We start from the raw sequence: 15,212 nt of genomic DNA, 5'->3' as shown, positions 1-15,212 counted from the left end.
GATCATGCGCGTTAGCCCTTCATCAGATTGACGTCCTCAACCGCGATCGAGCCGCGGTTGCGGAAATAGACCACCAGGATGGCGAGACCGATCGCGGCTTCGGCGGCCGCGACGGTGAGCACAAGAAGCGCGAAGACCTGCCCAACGATATCGCCGAGGAAGGTCGAGAACGCCACGAGGTTGATGTTGACCGCGAGCAGGATCAGCTCGATCGACATCAGGATGACGATGATGTTCTTGCGGTTCAGGAAGATGCCGAGGATCCCGAGCGTGAACAGGATCGCGCCGACCGCAAGATAGTGTCCGAGCCCGATCGTCATTTCACCCACTCCGCCGCGTCAGAGTCCTGGAGCCCCTGCCCCGGCGCCACCTTGCGTATCGCCATCGCAATTTCGGGCGTGCGGGCGTTCTGAACGTTGATGTCCTGCCGCTTGACGCTCGCCTTGTGCCGCAGCGTCAGCACGATGGCGCCGATCATGGCGACCAGCAGCACCATGCCCGAGAGCTGGAAGTAGTGGATGTACTTCGTATAAAGCACCAGGCCGAGCGCCTCGGTGTTCGAGACATTGGTCGGGATCGCCGCCGTGATCGTCTTGGCGACGCCCGGGTTGATGACCCAGAAGCCGACCGTGAGCAGCAGCTCGAACAGGAAGATGCCGCCGATCACGAGCCCTACCGGCAGGTACTCGATGAAGCCCTCGCGCAGCTCGAGGAAATCGACGTCGAGCATCATGATCACGAACAGGAACAGCACGGCGACGGCGCCGACGTAGACGACGATCAAGATCATCGCCAGGAATTCGGCGCCCATCAGCACGAACAGGCCGGAGGCGTTGACGAAGGCCAGGATCAGGTACAGCACGGAGTGCACGGGATTGCGCGAGACAATCACCATCACCGCCGAGGCGACGCAGACGCCGGCGAAGAGATAGAAGAACAGCGCGGGAAGGATCATGCTCTCATCTCACCGGTACGGCGCGTCGAGCTCGATCGCTTTTGCGATCTCGCGTTCCCAGCGGTCGCCGTTGGCGAGCAGCTTGGCCTTGTCATAGAACAGTTCCTCGCGGGTCTCGGTCGCGAACTCGAAGTTCGGGCCTTCGACGATCGCATCGACCGGACAGGACTCCTGGCAGAGGCCGCAATAGATGCACTTCACCATGTCGATGTCGTAGCGCACGGTACGGCGGGTGCCGTCGTTGCGCCGCGGGCCGGCCTCGATGGTGATGGCCTGCGCCGGGCACACCGCTTCGCAGAGCTTGCAGGCGATGCAGCGCTCTTCACCATTCGGATAGCGGCGCAGCACGTGCTCGCCGCGGAAGCGCGGCGAGATCGGGCCCTTCTCGAACGGATAGTTCAGTGTCGGTTTCGGCTGGAAGAAATAGCGCATGGCGAGGAAGAACGCCGAGACGAATTCCGACAGCAGAAGCGAGCGTGCAGTGGCGTTGATGTTGATACCCATGACGGCCCTCACTTCGGCGCGATGCCGGCGAAGTGCAGCACTCCGGCCACCACGATCACCATCGCCAGCGACAGCGGCAGGAACACTTTCCAGCCGAGGCGCATCAGTTGATCGTAGCGGTAGCGCGGCACGATCGCCTTGGCCATCGCGAACAGGAAGAACATGAAAAACAGTTTCAGCGAGAACCAGATGATCCCCGGCACCCAGTTGAAGGGCGGGAGGTCCACCGGCGGCAGCCAGCCTCCGAGGAACAGGATCGTCGCCATCGCGCACATCGTGGCAATCGCGACATACTCGCCGAGCATGAACAGCAGATACGGCGTCGAGCCGTATTCGACCATGAAGCCGGCCACGAGCTCGGATTCCGCTTCGACCAGGTCGAACGGCGGACGGTTGGTTTCCGCCAGCGCCGAGACGTAGAAGATCACGAACATCGGAAACAGCGGCCAGACATACCAGTTCAGGATGGTGAGCTGCGGCAACCCGATCAGGCTGGCGAGGCCGCGGACATGCTGGGCTTCGACCACGGCCGAGAGGTTCAGCGTGCCGGCGCAGAGCAGCACCGTGATGATGACGAAGCCGATCGAGACTTCATACGACACCATCTGCGCCGCCGAGCGCAGCGCCGCCAGGAACGGGTACTTCGAGTTCGACGACCAGCCCGCCATGATGATGCCGTAGATCGACAGCGACGAGATCGCGAAGATGAAGAGGACGCCGACATTGATGTCGGAAATCACCCAGCCGAGATTAGTCGGGATCACCGCCCACGCGGCGAGCGCGAGCACGCACGACACCAAGGGAGCAAGAAGGAACACGCCCTTGTTGGCGCCGGACGGAATGATCGGCTCCTTCAGCACGAACTTCAGGAGATCGGCGAAGGACTGCAACAGCCCCCAGGGACCGACAACGTTCGGGCCGCGGCGTATCTGCACCGCCGCCCAGATCTTGCGGTCGGCGAGCAGGATGTAGGCGATCGCCACCAGCAGGACGACCAGCACCAGGACGCTCTCCGCGATCATGATGATCAGCGGCCAGAGGAACCCGGTCCAGAATGCGCTTTCGAAGAATTCCATCAGCTCACTCCGCTGCGGTCAGCATCTGCCCGGAGGCAAGCCGCGAACACTCCGCCATCACGGCGGACGCACGCGCGATTGGGTTGGTCAAATAGAAGTCCTCGACCAGCGGCTTGAACGGCGCCTTCTCCATCGTGCCGCCCTTGCCCGCGAGTTTCTTGATCTGGTCGGCGGAGCCGGCCTCGATCTGGTCGAGACGGATTAGATGCGGCACGGCCTTGAAGATTGCCTGGCGCAGGGCCGAAAGCGAGTCGTAGCCGAGCTTCTTGCCGAGCGCCTCCGACAGCGCGCGGACAATCGCCCAGTCCTCGCGGGCCTCGCCCGGCGGGAACGCGGCGCGGCCGGTCATCTGCACGCGGCCTTCGGTGTTGACGTAGATCGCGGACTTCTCGGTATAGGCGGCTGCCGGCAGGATCACGTCGGCGCGATGCGCGCCGCGGTCGCCGTGGGTGCCGATATAGACGACGAAGGTGCCGTCCGACGGCTTGATCTCGTCGGCGCCGAGCAGAAACAGCAGGTCGAGCGTCCCGAACGTCGTCATCTGCGCCACGTTAAGCCCGCCCTGACCGGCGACAAAGCCGATATCCAGCGCACCGACGCGCGAAGCGCTCTCATGCAGTACGCCAAAGCCGTTCCAGCCGTCCTTGAGCGCGCCGACGTCGAGCGCAAGCTTGGCGGCGGCGGCGAGAATAGCAGCGCCGTCGTGGCGCGAGGCCGCGCCCGCACCGACCAGGATGATCGGGTTCTTGGCGTTCTTCAGCACGTCCATGAAGGAGTGCTTGCCGGCCGCGAGTTCACCGAGCGTCTCGGTGCCCGCGCCGAGATGGTCATAATCGTAGGTCAGGTCGTCCTTGGCGCCGATCACGCCGACCTTGAAGCCGCCGGCGCGCCAGCGCTTGCGGATGCGGGCATTGAACACGGCCGCCTCTTTCCGCGGATTGGCGCCGATGATCAGCAGCGCGTCGGCCTGCTCGACGCCCACCAGCGTCGGATTGAAGATGTAGGAGCCGCGGCCGAGCGCGGGGTCGAAGGCGTCGCCGCCCTGCACCGCCAGATTGCCCGAGCCGTATTTGGCCAGCAGGTCCTTCAGCGCGAACATCTCCTCGATGCCGGCGAGGTCGCCCGCGATCGCGCCGATGCGCTTGCCGTCGGTGCGCGCCGCCTTCGCGGCGATCGCGGCAAAGGCTTCGGGCCAGCTTGTCGCCCGCAGCTTGCCGGCTTCGCGGATATAGGGCCGGTCGAGGCGCTGGGTGCGCAGGCCGTCGACGACGTGGCGGGTCTTGTCCGAGATCCACTCCTCGTTCACGGCCTCGTTGATGCGCGGCAGGATACGCATCACTTCGCGGCCGCGGGTGTCGACGCGGATCGCGGATCCGATGCCGTCCGTCACGTCGATCGACTGGGTCTTGCCGAGCTCCCACGGGCGTGCGGCGAAAGCATAAGGCTTCGAGGTCAGCGCACCCACCGGGCAGATGTCAACCAGATTGCCCTGCAACTCCGACGTCAGCGCGTGCTCGAGATAGGTCGTGATCTCCATGTCCTCGCCGCGGCCGGTCGCGCCCATTTCAGGGGCGCCGGCCACTTCCGCCGAGAAGCGGACGCAGCGGGTGCACTGGATGCAGCGGTTCATCGAGGTCTTGACAAGCGCGCCGAGATATTTGTCCTCGACCGCGCGCTTGTTCTCGGCGAAGCGGCTGGTGTCGACACCATAGCCCATCGCCTGGTCCTGCAGATCGCACTCGCCACCCTGGTCGCAGATCGGGCAGTCCAGCGGATGGTTGATGAGAAGGAATTCCATCACGCCTTCGCGCGCCTTCTTCACCATCGGCGAACGCGTGGAGATTTCCGGCGGCTCGCCCTTGGGACCCGGACGGCAATCGCGCACGCCCCAGGCGCAGCTTGCGACCGGCTTCGGGCCGCCCTTCACCTCGACGAGGCACATCCGGCAATTGCCGGCGATCGACAGCCGCTCGTGATAGCAGAAGCGCGGAATCTCGGCGCCGGCCGCCTCGCACGCCTGAAGCAGCGTGTATTCGGCGGGGACATCGATCTCTTTGCCGTCGATGATGAGCTTGGTCATTCTCTCTACTCCGCCGCGACCATGTTCACGGGATCGCGGACGCCGGCATCGTCGATGTCGGCCTTATGCGAATACTGGTCGATGCGCGCTTCGATCTCATGACGGAAATGCGCGATCAGGCCCTGGATCGGCCACGCCGCCGCGTCGCCAAGCGCGCAGATGGTGTGGCCTTCGACCTGCTTGGTGACCTCCAGCAGCATGTCGATTTCGCGCTTGTGGGCGCGGCCGTCGGCCATGCGGCTCAAGACGCGCCACATCCAGCCGGTGCCCTCGCGGCACGGCGTGCACTGGCCGCAGCTCTCATGCTTGTAGAAATAGGAAATGCGGGCGATGGCGCGGATCAAATCGGTCGACTTGTCCATCACGATCACGGCCGCGGTGCCGAGGCCCGAGCGCAGCTTGCTCAACGAGTCGAAATCCATCGGCGTGTCGATGATCTGCTCGGCCGGCACCATGCGCACCGAGGAGCCGCCGGGGATCACGGCCTTGAGGTTGTCCCAGCCGCCGCGGATGCCGCCGCAATGCTTCTCGATCAGCTCACGGAACGGAATGCCCATGGCCTCTTCGACGTTGCAGGGCCGCTCGACATGGCCGGAGATGCAGAACAGCTTCGTGCCGACGTTGTTCGGACGGCCGATGCCGGCGAACCACGCCGCGCCTCGGCGCAGAATGTCCGGCGCGACCGCGATCGACTCGACGTTGTTGACGGTGGTCGGGCAGCCGTACAGGCCGACATTCGCCGGGAACGGCGGCTTCAGACGCGGCTGGCCCTTCTTGCCTTCGAGGCTCTCGAGCAGCGCGGTTTCCTCGCCGCAGATATAAGCGCCGGCGCCGTGGGCGACGTAGATGTCGAACGGCCAGCCGTTGACGTTGTCCTTGCCGACCAGCTTGGCCTCGTAGGCCTGGTCGATCGCCGCCTGGAGATGCTCGCGCTCGCGGATGAACTCGCCGCGGACATAGATGTAGCAGGCATGCGCGTTCATCGCGCAGCTCGCGATCAGGCAGCCCTCGATCAGGAGGTGCGGATCGTGCCGCATGATCTCGCGGTCCTTGCAGGTGCCGGGCTCGGATTCGTCGGCGTTGACGACGAGATAGCTCGGCCGGCCGTCGGTCGATTCCTTCGGCATGAACGACCATTTCAGGCCGGTCGGGAAGCCGGCGCCACCGCGGCCGCGCAGCCCCGACGCCTTCATCTCGTTGATGATCCAGTCACGGCCCTTGTCGATGATGTTCTTCGTACCATCCCAGGCGCCGCGGCGCCGCGCGCCCTCGAGCCCCCAATCATGGAGGCCGTAGAGGTTCTTGAAGATGCGGTCCTTGTCCTCGAGCATGTCAGTGCTTTCCGATCAACGGTTGGCTTGCTTGTAGGCAAGCCCGGCGGCGCAGACGGCGAAGGTCAACGCCCAGAGCAGACTGGATTCCAGCGGCGCGTTCAGGGCGAAGCGCTGAAGCAGGAAAATGAACGTGGCCGCCGCGGCGGAATGCATTGCGATGAAGCCCCACTTCTTCACAACACTGCTCCCTTCAACGACTGGCGACGAGAGATCACGCATCAGGTGACCTCCTTAAGTGTGGTCGGCCCGCCCGTCGGCGCCGAGAACTGGCGGCCGTTCTGCGGGCCGGGCTTGGGCGGATTGCCCGAAGCAAAGCCGTCGAGCACCTTGCCGAAGCTTTCCTTGGTCAAATCCTCATAGGTGTCCTTGCCGATCAGCACCATCGGCGCGTTCACGCAGGCACCGAGGCACTCCACCTCTTCCCAGCTGAAATTGCCGTCCTTGGAGAGATGGAAGGGCTCGTGATGGATGCGGTGCTCGCAGACGTGGATCAGATCCTCGGCGCCGCGCAGGCGGCACGGCGTGGTGCCGCAGACCTGGACGTGGGCCTTCTTGCCGACGGGGGCCAGCTGGAACATCGTGTAGAAGGTCGCGACCTCGAGCACGCGGATATAGGGCATGTCGAGCATGTCGGCGACGACGCGGATGGCGGCTTCCGAGACCCAGCCGTCGTGCTGCTCCTGCGCCCGCCAGAGGATGGCGATGACCGCCGAAGCCTGGCGTCCGGCCGGATATTTCGCGATCTGCTGCTTGGCAAACGCGAGGTTCTCCTCCGTCAACGCAAAGCTCGCGGGCTGGACTTCCTTCGGTGCTAATCGGCGAACGGACATCTCTTCAATCTCTCACTGCATGCGGCGCGCGGTTTTGGCATTCAGGGCTTCGATCCTGTCCTGCCAGAATGCGCTTGCGGTGCCGAAAACGTTGTAGCCGACGTGGGTCGAGACCTTGATGCGATCGAGGATCGACAGTTCGGTCACGGTCTCCATCCGGTTGCTGCGCGGATCGAACACGATCAGCTTCAGCGGGGTGTGTTCAAGGATGTAGCGCGACACCGCATGCGAGCGGTCGCTGCCGTGCTCTTCGCACATGATGACGCTGTCGGCCTGGAGCAGCCGGGCGCCGCCCTTGATCGCCTCGATCTCGACGCCCTCGACGTCAAGCTTGATCAGGTACCTGCCGCTGGCGGCAACCTTGCCGTCGTCGATGAGATTGTCGAGCGCGATCACAGGCACGTCCTCGCCGCCCGCCGATGCACCGCCGGCAATGCTGAAGGCCTCGTGCTTGGTGCCGGACAGTCGCGCAGTGCCGCGGGCCGCGCCGATCGCGCATTTCATGGTCTCGAAGCGATTGCCGTTGACGCGGGCGTTGTTGGCGAGCTTCGGATAGTTCTGGCCCGACGGCTCGATCGCAATCGCCATGTGCGAGCCGAACGGCTTGCTCGACACCAGCACCGACCAATAGCCGTAATTGGCGCCGCAATCGAGCAGCGTGTAGTCGACGTCGATGGAGTCGGCGAACAACAGCTCCAGTTCGTCCTCGTAATTGTAGGAGCGATTGAGCAGCTTGCTCCAGTAACCGTCGCCGTACGGGAATTCGAACACAGCGTCGGGGTTGAGCTTGATCGCGATGTTGCGCTCGGTCAGCGTCTTCCGCAGCAGGTTCGCGCAGGCGATGTAGCCCATATGCGAGAAGTGCGACGAGATCTTCGATCCCGTCACCAGCGCCAAGGCAGCCGTCCGCTCCCACAGGTTGGCCCCTTCAAGGGCCCCCGAGGCACGGTCAAACTGGATTGGCACCTGCGCCATCACCGATCGACCTCTCCGAACACGATGTCGAGCGAGCCGAGGATGGCCGAGACGTCGGCGAGCAGATGGCCGCGGCAGATGTGGTCCATGGCCTGGAGATGCGCAAAGCCCGGCGCGCGGATCTTGCACTTGTAAGGCTTGTTGGAGCCATCGGAGACGAGATAGACACCGAACTCGCCCTTGGGCGCCTCGACCGCGGCATAGATCTCACCGGCCGGTACGTGGACGCCTTCGGTGTAGAGCTTGAAGTGATGGATCAGCGCTTCCATCGAGCGCTTCATCTCGCCACGGCGCGGCGGAGCAACCTTGTTGTCTTCGACGACGACCGGGCCTTTTCCTTCGGCTGCGTTCAGCTTCTGGATGCACTGCTTCATGATGCGCACGGACTGGCGCATCTCTTCCATGCGGATCAGATAGCGGTCGTAGCAGTCGCCGTTCTTGCCGATCGGAATGTCGAAATCCATCTCGGCGTAGCACTCATAGGGCTGCGACTTGCGCAGATCCCAGGCGGCGCCCGAGCCGCGCACCATCACGCCCGAGAAGCCCCACTCCCAGGCTTCCTTCAGCGACACCACGCCGATGTCGACGTTGCGCTGCTTGAAGATGCGATTGGCGGTGAGCAGCCGATCGAGATCTTCGACCACCTTCAGGAACGGATCGCACCAGGTGTCGATGTCGTCGACCAGCTTCTGCGGCAGGTCCTGATGCACGCCGCCGACGCGGAAGTAGGCTGCGTGCATGCGGCTGCCGGAGGCGCGCTCGTAGAACACCATCAGCTTTTCGCGCTCTTCAAAGCCCCACAGCGGCGGGGTCAGCGCGCCGACGTCCATCGCCTGCGTGGTGACGTTGAGCAAATGCGACAGAATGCGGCCGATCTCGCAATAGAGCACGCGGATCAACTGAGCGCGGCGCGGCACCTCGATGCCGAGCAGCTTTTCCGCGGCCATGCAGAAGGCATGCTCCTGGTTCATCGGCGCGACGTAGTCGAGGCGGTCGAAATAAGGGATCGCCTGGAGATAGGTCTTCTGCTCGATCAGTTTTTCGGTGCCGCGGTGAAGCAGGCCGATATGCGGGTCGACGCGGGCGACGACTTCGCCGTCAAGCTCCAGCACCAGACGCAGCACGCCATGCGCCGCCGGATGCTGCGGACCGAAGTTGATCGTAAAGTTGCGAAGGTTTTCGGGTTGCTCGTTCATGTTCAGACCTTCGGCCCTGCTTTTTCATCGCCCGGAAGGACCGGATAGTCGGCGCCCTCCCACGGAGACAAAAAGTCGAACTTGCGGAATTCCTGGTTGAGCCTGACCGGCTCGTACACCACCCGCTTCTCCTGGTCGTCGTAGCGGACCTCGACGAAACCGGTGGTCGGGAAGTCCTTGCGCAGCGGATGGCCCTCGAAGCCATAGTCGGTCAGGAGGCGGCGCATGTCGGGGTGGCCGACGAAGAACACGCCATAGAGGTCGTAGGCTTCGCGCTCGAACCAGTCGGCGCCCGGGAACACCTCGATCAGCGACGGCACCTGCGTGGTCTCGTCGGCCTGGGCCTTGAGCCGGATCCGCGCATTCAGGGCCGGTGACAGGAAGTGATAGATCACGTCGAAGCGTTTTGCGCGCGAAGGATAGTCCACCGCCGTGATGTCGGTGAAGTTGATGAACCGGCAGTTCGGGTCGTCGCGGAGGTACTTGACCACCTCGACGATCTTGCTGGCTTCGACATCGACCGTGAGCTGGTTGAAGGCCACCGAATGACCGATGGCAGCGCCCGGAAGCGCGCTAACGATCGTCTGCCCCAGGGCGTCGAGCTTGGCGTCGTCCATGACGTAAAACCTTAGCGTTCGATGGTACCGGTGCGGCGGATCTTCTTCTGCAGCAGCAGCACCCCGTAAAGCAGCGCTTCCGCCGTCGGTGGGCAGCCCGGCACGTAGATGTCGATCGGTACGATACGGTCGCAACCGCGCACGACCGAGTAGGAATAGTGATAATAGCCGCCACCGTTGGCGCAGGAGCCCATCGAGATGACGTAGCGCGGCTCGGGCATCTGGTCGTAGACCTTGCGCAGCGCGGGCGCCATCTTGTTGGTCAGGGTGCCCGCGACGATCATCACGTCGGACTGGCGCGGCGAGGCACGCGGGGCGAAGCCGAAGCGCTCGATGTCGTAGCGCGGCATCGACACCTGCATCATCTCGACCGCGCAGCAGGCGAGACCGAAGGTCATCCACATCAGCGAGCCGGTACGCGCCCAGGTGATGAGGTCGTCGGTCGCGGCCACGAAGAAGCCCTTGTCGGACAGCTCCGAATTGACCTCGAGGAAGAACGGATCACGGGCCCCGATCGGCTTGCCGGTCGACGGATCCAGAATGCCCTTGGGGGCCGGCGCTACAACCGGACCGGAGGACGGTGCAGGGTTCAATCCCATTCGAGTGCCCCTTTCTTCCATTCATAGGCGAATCCGACCGTCAGCACGCCGAGGAACACCACCATGGACCAGAAGCCGGTCGCGCCAAGCTTGCCGAACGCCACCGCCCAGGGAAACAGGAACGCCACCTCGAGGTCGAAGATGATGAAGAGGATGGCGACCAGATAGAAGCGGACGTCGAACTTCATGCGGGCGTCGTCGAAGGCGTTGAAACCGCACTCATACGCCGACAGCTTTTCCGGATCCGGCTGCTGGAACGCGACGATGAAGGGCGCGATCAGCAGCACAAGGCCAATGAGGCCCGCTACCCCTATGAATACCACGAGTGGAAGATAGTTCTGAAGAATGCCGCTCATTGACGAGCCCTTTTTCCCGCAGCCTCGGGACAGCCACGGATTCGTCCAGTTTGGAATTATTCTGAGCCTTAGCGCAGTGCACCAATGGGCGCAAGACACGCTCTTTTTAGGCCCTTTCCCGCTCCCGGAACGGTGAAATTCCGGAATCACCCCGCGCTGGTATGGAGCAGATCAGAAAACCCGGCAAGGGTTGGGCAAGGGCGCCCACGGTTTTGCAGGGCAGCGGTTCTGAGATTGCGGCGCACGGGCCGAGGCAGCTACTTGCCGCGCATCATCCGGTCAAAATGCCGGGGTTTTTGGCTGCCGCGGCGCACCCAAACCCAGGCGATGACCAGCACAGGCGCTCCCACCGTCACCCAGGCGACGTACTGGCCGACGGTCCCCCAGAGCAGCGCAGCGAGCAGACCAGTGATGGTCGCAGCCGCAAGCAGGACAGGTGCGGCAAAGACACGTATCCACCGGCGCGTACGATCAGGGGAGCCATGCATCACGACGGGACCGGGGCTCGTCTGGCGAATGCGTTGGATTTGGCAGGCGCGCGCTTGCGCCGCCGCGCCAGCCAGAGATAGAGGCCGCTGCCGATCACAACGATCGTGAGCAGGTCGAGCGCGGCCCAGATCACCTTGAGCGGCATCCCGCCATAGTCGCCGAAATGCAGCGGCTGCGAGATCAGGAGCGCCTGGAGATAGACCGGCAACGCGCGGCTGTCGGCGACCTCCCCCGTCTCTCCGTCGAGCAGCACCGGCTTGAGCAGCCGCGCCGTCAACGCCGTGTCGCCGCGCATGAAGGCGGCGAAGTGATGCGACGAGGTGAAGGGCGTCCCTGGAAAGGCGATGAAGGCGATCTCCATGCCTGGCGCGGTCTGTCTGGCGCGTGCGACGACGTCGTCGAGCGAGGCCAGATGCGACGGTGGCGGCTTGCCGGTATATGGCGCGACCATGCTGGCGAGTTCGGTCACCTTCCACTGGTTGAGCATCAGCTCGGCCCAGGTGTTGACGACGCCGGTCAGGCCCACCACCAGCGCCCAGGCCACCGTCACCACGCCGATCAAATTGTGCCAGTCGAGCCAGCGCACGCGGGTTGAGGCGCGGTCGCGAATAGTGGCAAAGCGCAGACGGCGAGTGAACGGCCAGTACAGCACCACGCCGGAGATGATGGCGACGGAGAACAGCAGACCCATCCCGCCCAGAAACAGCTTTCCGGGCTGGCCCGCGAACATGTCGGTGTGCAGCTTCAGAACGATCAGCATCGGCCCGACGCCGACCGGGCCGAGCAGCCTGGTCGAGACCGCATCGAAGGCGCGCACGGTGGTATTATCGGGCAGCCCGTCGACGGCACTGTTGGTGAAAGCCGTGACGATCCCGGGCTCGTCCTTGTCCCAGGAGATGTATTGCAGCACGCGGCCGGGATCGGCGGCGAGCGCGGCGCCGGCGACCGCCTGGGTCGTCGCACGCGCCGCGCTCGCATGAGCTTCGGGCTGGGGGGCATAGCCCAGGAGCTCATCGATCTCGTGATGGAAGATCAGCGGCAGGCCGGTCAGGCAGAGCAGCAGCAGAAAGACAGTCGAGATCAGGCTGGTCCAGGTGTGGACCACGGACCAGAGCCTGACCGTGCGCGCCTTCACGAAGCCCTCCCCTCGCCTGCGCCTACCATTTGTAGGAAACGCTGGCGGTGACGCGCCGGCGGTCGCCGTAGAAGCACGACGTCGCCGAGGCACAGCTCGCGACATAGATCTTGTCGGTCAGATTGATCACGTTGATAGCCGTGCGCCAGTTCTGCCATTCGTAATGGACTGCGAGATCGCCGAGCACAACCGCGGGAACCTCGAGGGTGTTGGCGGCGTCGGCCCAGGAAGACCCGACATAGCGCGCACCGCCACCGAAGCCGAAGCCCTCAAGCGGGCCGTCCTTGAAGGTGTAGTCCGCCCAGCCCGATACCAGCAACTCAGGCGTGTTGGTCGGCGTCTTGCCGACCAGCGACGGGTCGAGATCCCTGCTGTTGAACAGGTGATAGGCCGTGAACGCGCCGATCAGCTTCAGCTCCTTCGTGGCATTGGCCACGGCTTCGAGCTCGATGCCGCGCGAGGTCACCTCTCCGGTCTGGTTTTGCAGCAGCACATTCGACGGATCGGTCGTCGCCACATTCTGGCGCTTCAGGTCGAACACCGAGGCGGTGAAGTAGCCGTCAAATCCCTTCGGCGCGACCTTGACGCCGATCTCGGCCTGCTTGGCGGTCTCCGGCAGGAACAGCTGGTTCTGTGCGTTGAGGCCGATGATCGGATTGTAGCTCGTCGAATAGGAGACATAGGGTGCGATGCCGTTGTCGAAATTGTAGATCAGGCCGGCGCGCCCGCTGAATCTGCTGTCGTCGCGTTGGGCGATGTTTGCGCCCGTGTCGCGGGCGGCCTGCGTCGTCTCGACCCAGTCATTGCGGCCGCTCAGCACCAGCGTGAAGTTGCCGAGCTTCATCTGGTCCTGAACGTAGGTGCCGGCCTGCTTCTGCGTGAGCAGGAAGTTGCGGAACGGCGCGCCCGCGAGCGGGATGTCGATACCGTAGGCCGGATTGAAGACGTTGATCGGAGGAACCGTGCCGAAGTTGAAGGCCTGATAGTCATCGATCTGATAGCCCTTCAGATCGACACCGAACAGCATCGTGTGCCTGACCGGGCCACTGTTGAAGCGATACTCGAGCTGGTTGTCGAGATTGGCCTGATTGGCGGTGTTCTTTGCATACCAATTGTAGCGGCCCATCGTAGCCGTATTGATATTGTCCCAGCCATTACCGATGTAGCCGCGATAGGTCAGGTCGATATGTGCAAATCGCGCGTTCTGCCGGAACGTCAAATCGTCGGTGAGATTGCGCTCGAACTGGTAGCCGAGCATCTCCTGCTCGCGCGTGAACTTGTCGACGCTGGGATCGCCCACGAAGAAGCTGGTCGGGATCTTGCCGAACGGCGCGTTGGTCACCGTGCCCTGGTAGGGCAGGAAGTTGATGCCGCGGGTGCCCTGCTTCGAGGCCGAGGCCAGCACCGTGAAAGTGGTGTCGGCATCCGGCTTCCAGGTGAACGACGGCGCGATGAAGTAGTTGTTGTCGGGCGTGAAATTGACCTGCGTATTCCCGTTCTGGACCTGGCCGACGACGCGGTAGAGCAGCTTGCCATCCTGGGACTGCGTCGCGACAGGACCGCCGACATCGAAGCCGACATAGGCATTGCCGAAATTGTTGACGCCGGTCTCGATGTAACGGACCGGCTCGGTCGGCGGCATCTTGCTGATGACGTTGACAATGCCGCTCGGGCTCGATCCGCCATAGAGCACGGCCGACGGACCACGCAGCACCTCGACGCGCTCCATGTTCGGCGGCTGCAGCTTCCAGCTCGCATAGGACGTGTAGAACAGCTGCATGCCGTCGAGAAACAGGCCGACGTCATCGGATTTGAAGCCGCGGATCAGCCACCAGTCGTTGCGGGTATCCGCACCGAACGTTCCGGCGCGCACGCCGGCGGTGTAGCGCAGCACTTCGTCGAGCTTGTTCGGCTTCTGGTCGCGGATCTGCTCGGCGCCGATTACCGACACCGACTGCGGCGTTTCCATGATCGGCGCGTTGGTCTTGGTGCCCGACGAACTGCGACCGGCGACGTAGCCGTGCACCGGGCCGAGCGGGGTCTCGACGAAACCGATATTGCGCTGCGGCTGCGGCTTGCTTCGGTTAGCAGTCTGCTGGGATGATCGCGGCGCGCGACGCTGGGCGGCGGCAGCACGGCGGCGCCCTTCCGGCGCGGCGACGGTCACCGACGGAATGTTCTGCGCGCCGCTCTGCGCAGAAGATTGTGCAAGCGATGCCTGCGGCACCAAAACCCAAGCGGATGCGGTCGCCAATACGGCCGACCGCAGCATTCCAAGACTGTTCACGCGCCACCCCAAACGTATCTGCATGCGTCATGCCGTCAGCCACGTGACGGCACTGCGGTGACGCTTAAGTGAGCGCGCGCGAAATCCCTAATTGAAAAGTTCTTAGAAGGATTCTTAGAAAATTTCTTAGAAGCGATCCAATATTTCCAGAGATTGCCGCGCAATCAGCGCGGAACTTTCTCGGCTTCGAGCAGCTTTTCAGCCGTCGCCGTGAGACGGTCGATCTGCGCCAACAGCGTCTCGAACTCGTCCTTGCTCAACTGTTCCAGCAATTTTCGATTACGGTCCTGCGCGCCTTCGACGATCGCATCATGCGCGGCGAGCCCTGCCGGTGTGAGCGAGACCAGCACCTCGCGGCTGTCCTTCGGGTTCGCCGATTTCGCAATCAGCTTGCGCGAGACGAGTTCCGCAAGCGCACGGCTGATCTGTCCCTTGTCCTGGCCGACGGCTTCGGCGAGCCGCGCCACGCTCATCGGCGGGCGGCGGCCGAGCGAGGCGACGAGGCCGAACTCGACGGAGGACAATCCGGCTAGGCGCTTGTAGCGCAGCATCGCACCGCGCTTGAGCAGATTGGCCAGCACCATCAGCCGTGACGACAGCATTGCGGTGATCGGCGCCGGCGAGTGACTTTCGTCCGCATCGGACGATGTGCGCCCGTCCCTGCTTGGTGTCTGGCTCATGATCCACCTCTGCCAAGAAAGCCGCGGCCTGCCAAGGGTTGGTAGCGCTAGCTCCCCAGCCTGATCCGAATGCGACTAAGAGGCATTTGGAAATTCGTT

The 15,212-nt window shown here is 63.6% G+C and carries 17 protein-coding genes; all 17 read right to left on the bottom strand.

Annotation, left to right across the window (positions count from 1 at the left end; all coding sequences use genetic code 11):
• Positions 1-11: 11 nt before the first annotated feature.
• The 17 genes from nuoK to ABIB06_RS18625 all read right to left on the bottom strand — a co-directional run bounded on the left by nuoK (position 12) and on the right by ABIB06_RS18625 (position 15,113).
• Positions 12-320 (bottom strand): NADH-quinone oxidoreductase subunit NuoK, encoded by a 309-nt coding sequence (gene nuoK / locus ABIB06_RS18705; protein WP_015685769.1) that lies wholly within the window; start codon positions 318-320, stop codon positions 12-14.
• Positions 317-955: an NADH-quinone oxidoreductase subunit J gene (locus ABIB06_RS18700; protein ID WP_007610978.1), complete on the bottom strand. Its 639-nt coding sequence runs from the start codon at positions 953-955 to the stop codon at positions 317-319. The genes nuoK and ABIB06_RS18700 overlap by 4 nt, the downstream gene beginning before the upstream one ends.
• A gap of 9 nt (positions 956-964) precedes the next feature.
• The gene (nuoI, locus tag ABIB06_RS18695; protein WP_247349480.1) at positions 965-1,453 is read right to left on the bottom strand and encodes an NADH-quinone oxidoreductase subunit NuoI; all 489 of its coding nucleotides are present in this window, start codon (positions 1,451-1,453) and stop codon (positions 965-967) included.
• Between the two features lie 14 nt (positions 1,454-1,467).
• On the bottom strand, positions 1,468-2,535 hold the full coding sequence (nuoH, locus tag ABIB06_RS18690) for an NADH-quinone oxidoreductase subunit NuoH (protein WP_007603555.1): 1,068 nt from the start codon (positions 2,533-2,535) through the stop codon (positions 1,468-1,470).
• Between the two features lie 4 nt (positions 2,536-2,539).
• A complete protein-coding gene (gene nuoG, locus ABIB06_RS18685) occupies positions 2,540-4,615 on the bottom strand; it encodes an NADH-quinone oxidoreductase subunit NuoG (RefSeq protein WP_354049585.1) in 2,076 nt (691 codons plus the stop codon).
• Between the two features lie 5 nt (positions 4,616-4,620).
• Positions 4,621-5,946 (bottom strand): NADH-quinone oxidoreductase subunit NuoF, encoded by a 1,326-nt coding sequence (gene nuoF / locus ABIB06_RS18680; RefSeq protein WP_247447332.1) that lies wholly within the window; start codon positions 5,944-5,946, stop codon positions 4,621-4,623.
• A 15-nt stretch (positions 5,947-5,961) separates the two neighbouring features.
• On the bottom strand, positions 5,962-6,168 hold the full coding sequence (locus ABIB06_RS18675) for a hypothetical protein (RefSeq protein WP_247447331.1): 207 nt from the start codon (positions 6,166-6,168) through the stop codon (positions 5,962-5,964).
• Positions 6,168-6,779 carry an NADH-quinone oxidoreductase subunit NuoE gene (gene nuoE, locus ABIB06_RS18670; protein WP_247349315.1) on the bottom strand — a complete coding sequence of 204 codons (612 nt, stop codon included), beginning with the start codon at positions 6,777-6,779 and terminating at the stop codon, positions 6,168-6,170. The genes ABIB06_RS18675 and nuoE overlap by 1 nt, the downstream gene beginning before the upstream one ends.
• A gap of 12 nt (positions 6,780-6,791) precedes the next feature.
• Positions 6,792-7,754, bottom strand: a complete 963-nt coding sequence (locus ABIB06_RS18665; RefSeq protein WP_354049586.1) for an FkbM family methyltransferase — start codon at positions 7,752-7,754, stop codon at positions 6,792-6,794.
• Positions 7,754-8,950, bottom strand: coding sequence for an NADH-quinone oxidoreductase subunit D (locus tag ABIB06_RS18660; RefSeq protein WP_247349318.1), 1,197 nt, complete (start codon positions 8,948-8,950; stop codon positions 7,754-7,756). The genes ABIB06_RS18665 and ABIB06_RS18660 overlap by 1 nt, the downstream gene beginning before the upstream one ends.
• A gap of 2 nt (positions 8,951-8,952) precedes the next feature.
• Positions 8,953-9,567 carry an NADH-quinone oxidoreductase subunit C gene (locus ABIB06_RS18655; protein WP_354049587.1) on the bottom strand — a complete coding sequence of 205 codons (615 nt, stop codon included), beginning with the start codon at positions 9,565-9,567 and terminating at the stop codon, positions 8,953-8,955.
• Between the two features lie 11 nt (positions 9,568-9,578).
• Entirely contained in the window at positions 9,579-10,160 is a 582-nt protein-coding gene (locus tag ABIB06_RS18650; protein WP_247349482.1) for a NuoB/complex I 20 kDa subunit family protein, read from the bottom strand.
• Entirely contained in the window at positions 10,157-10,522 is a 366-nt protein-coding gene (locus tag ABIB06_RS18645; protein WP_007603535.1) for an NADH-quinone oxidoreductase subunit A, read from the bottom strand. The genes ABIB06_RS18650 and ABIB06_RS18645 overlap by 4 nt, the downstream gene beginning before the upstream one ends.
• A 257-nt stretch (positions 10,523-10,779) precedes the next feature.
• Complete coding sequence (locus ABIB06_RS18640; RefSeq protein WP_354049588.1) at positions 10,780-11,010, bottom strand: hypothetical protein; 231 nt, start codon at positions 11,008-11,010, stop codon at positions 10,780-10,782.
• On the bottom strand, positions 11,010-12,146 hold the full coding sequence (locus ABIB06_RS18635) for a PepSY-associated TM helix domain-containing protein (protein WP_354049589.1): 1,137 nt from the start codon (positions 12,144-12,146) through the stop codon (positions 11,010-11,012). Before ABIB06_RS18635 ends, ABIB06_RS18640 begins: the two co-directional genes overlap by 1 nt.
• Before the next feature lie 22 nt (positions 12,147-12,168).
• Complete coding sequence (locus tag ABIB06_RS18630) at positions 12,169-14,418, bottom strand: TonB-dependent siderophore receptor (protein WP_354049664.1); 2,250 nt, start codon at positions 14,416-14,418, stop codon at positions 12,169-12,171.
• A 179-nt stretch (positions 14,419-14,597) separates the two neighbouring features.
• Positions 14,598-15,113, bottom strand: coding sequence for a MarR family winged helix-turn-helix transcriptional regulator (locus ABIB06_RS18625; RefSeq protein WP_354049590.1), 516 nt, complete (start codon positions 15,111-15,113; stop codon positions 14,598-14,600).
• Between the last annotated feature and the right edge of the window lie 99 nt (positions 15,114-15,212).

Source organism: Bradyrhizobium sp. LB8.2 (assembly GCF_040548035.1).
Classification (GTDB): domain Bacteria; phylum Pseudomonadota; class Alphaproteobacteria; order Rhizobiales; family Xanthobacteraceae; genus Bradyrhizobium.
Note: the sequence above shows the minus strand (reverse complement) of the source record. Positions and strands in the feature narration are given on the sequence as shown.

Excerpts from the sequence above, each read along its gene's own strand:
- nuoK (WP_015685769.1), bottom strand. The coding sequence starts at position 320 with ATGACGATCGGGCTCGGACACTATCTTGCGGTCGGCGCGATCCTGTTC.
- ABIB06_RS18700 (WP_007610978.1), bottom strand. The coding sequence starts at position 955 with ATGATCCTTCCCGCGCTGTTCTTCTATCTCTTCGCCGGCGTCTGCGTC.
- nuoH (WP_007603555.1), bottom strand. The coding sequence starts at position 2,535 with ATGGAATTCTTCGAAAGCGCATTCTGGACCGGGTTCCTCTGGCCGCTG.
- nuoG (WP_354049585.1), bottom strand. The coding sequence starts at position 4,615 with ATGACCAAGCTCATCATCGACGGCAAAGAGATCGATGTCCCCGCCGAA.
- nuoF (WP_247447332.1), bottom strand. The coding sequence starts at position 5,946 with ATGCTCGAGGACAAGGACCGCATCTTCAAGAACCTCTACGGCCTCCAT.
- ABIB06_RS18675 (WP_247447331.1), bottom strand. The coding sequence starts at position 6,168 with ATGCGTGATCTCTCGTCGCCAGTCGTTGAAGGGAGCAGTGTTGTGAAG.
- nuoE (WP_247349315.1), bottom strand. The coding sequence starts at position 6,779 with ATGTCCGTTCGCCGATTAGCACCGAAGGAAGTCCAGCCCGCGAGCTTT.
- ABIB06_RS18665 (WP_354049586.1), bottom strand. The coding sequence starts at position 7,754 with ATGGCGCAGGTGCCAATCCAGTTTGACCGTGCCTCGGGGGCCCTTGAA.
- ABIB06_RS18660 (WP_247349318.1), bottom strand. The coding sequence starts at position 8,950 with ATGAACGAGCAACCCGAAAACCTTCGCAACTTTACGATCAACTTCGGT.
- ABIB06_RS18655 (WP_354049587.1), bottom strand. The coding sequence starts at position 9,567 with ATGGACGACGCCAAGCTCGACGCCCTGGGGCAGACGATCGTTAGCGCG.
- ABIB06_RS18645 (WP_007603535.1), bottom strand. The coding sequence starts at position 10,522 with ATGAGCGGCATTCTTCAGAACTATCTTCCACTCGTGGTATTCATAGGG.
- ABIB06_RS18640 (WP_354049588.1), bottom strand. The coding sequence starts at position 11,010 with ATGCATGGCTCCCCTGATCGTACGCGCCGGTGGATACGTGTCTTTGCC.
- ABIB06_RS18630 (WP_354049664.1), bottom strand. The coding sequence starts at position 14,418 with ATGCTGCGGTCGGCCGTATTGGCGACCGCATCCGCTTGGGTTTTGGTG.
- ABIB06_RS18625 (WP_354049590.1), bottom strand. The coding sequence starts at position 15,113 with ATGAGCCAGACACCAAGCAGGGACGGGCGCACATCGTCCGATGCGGAC.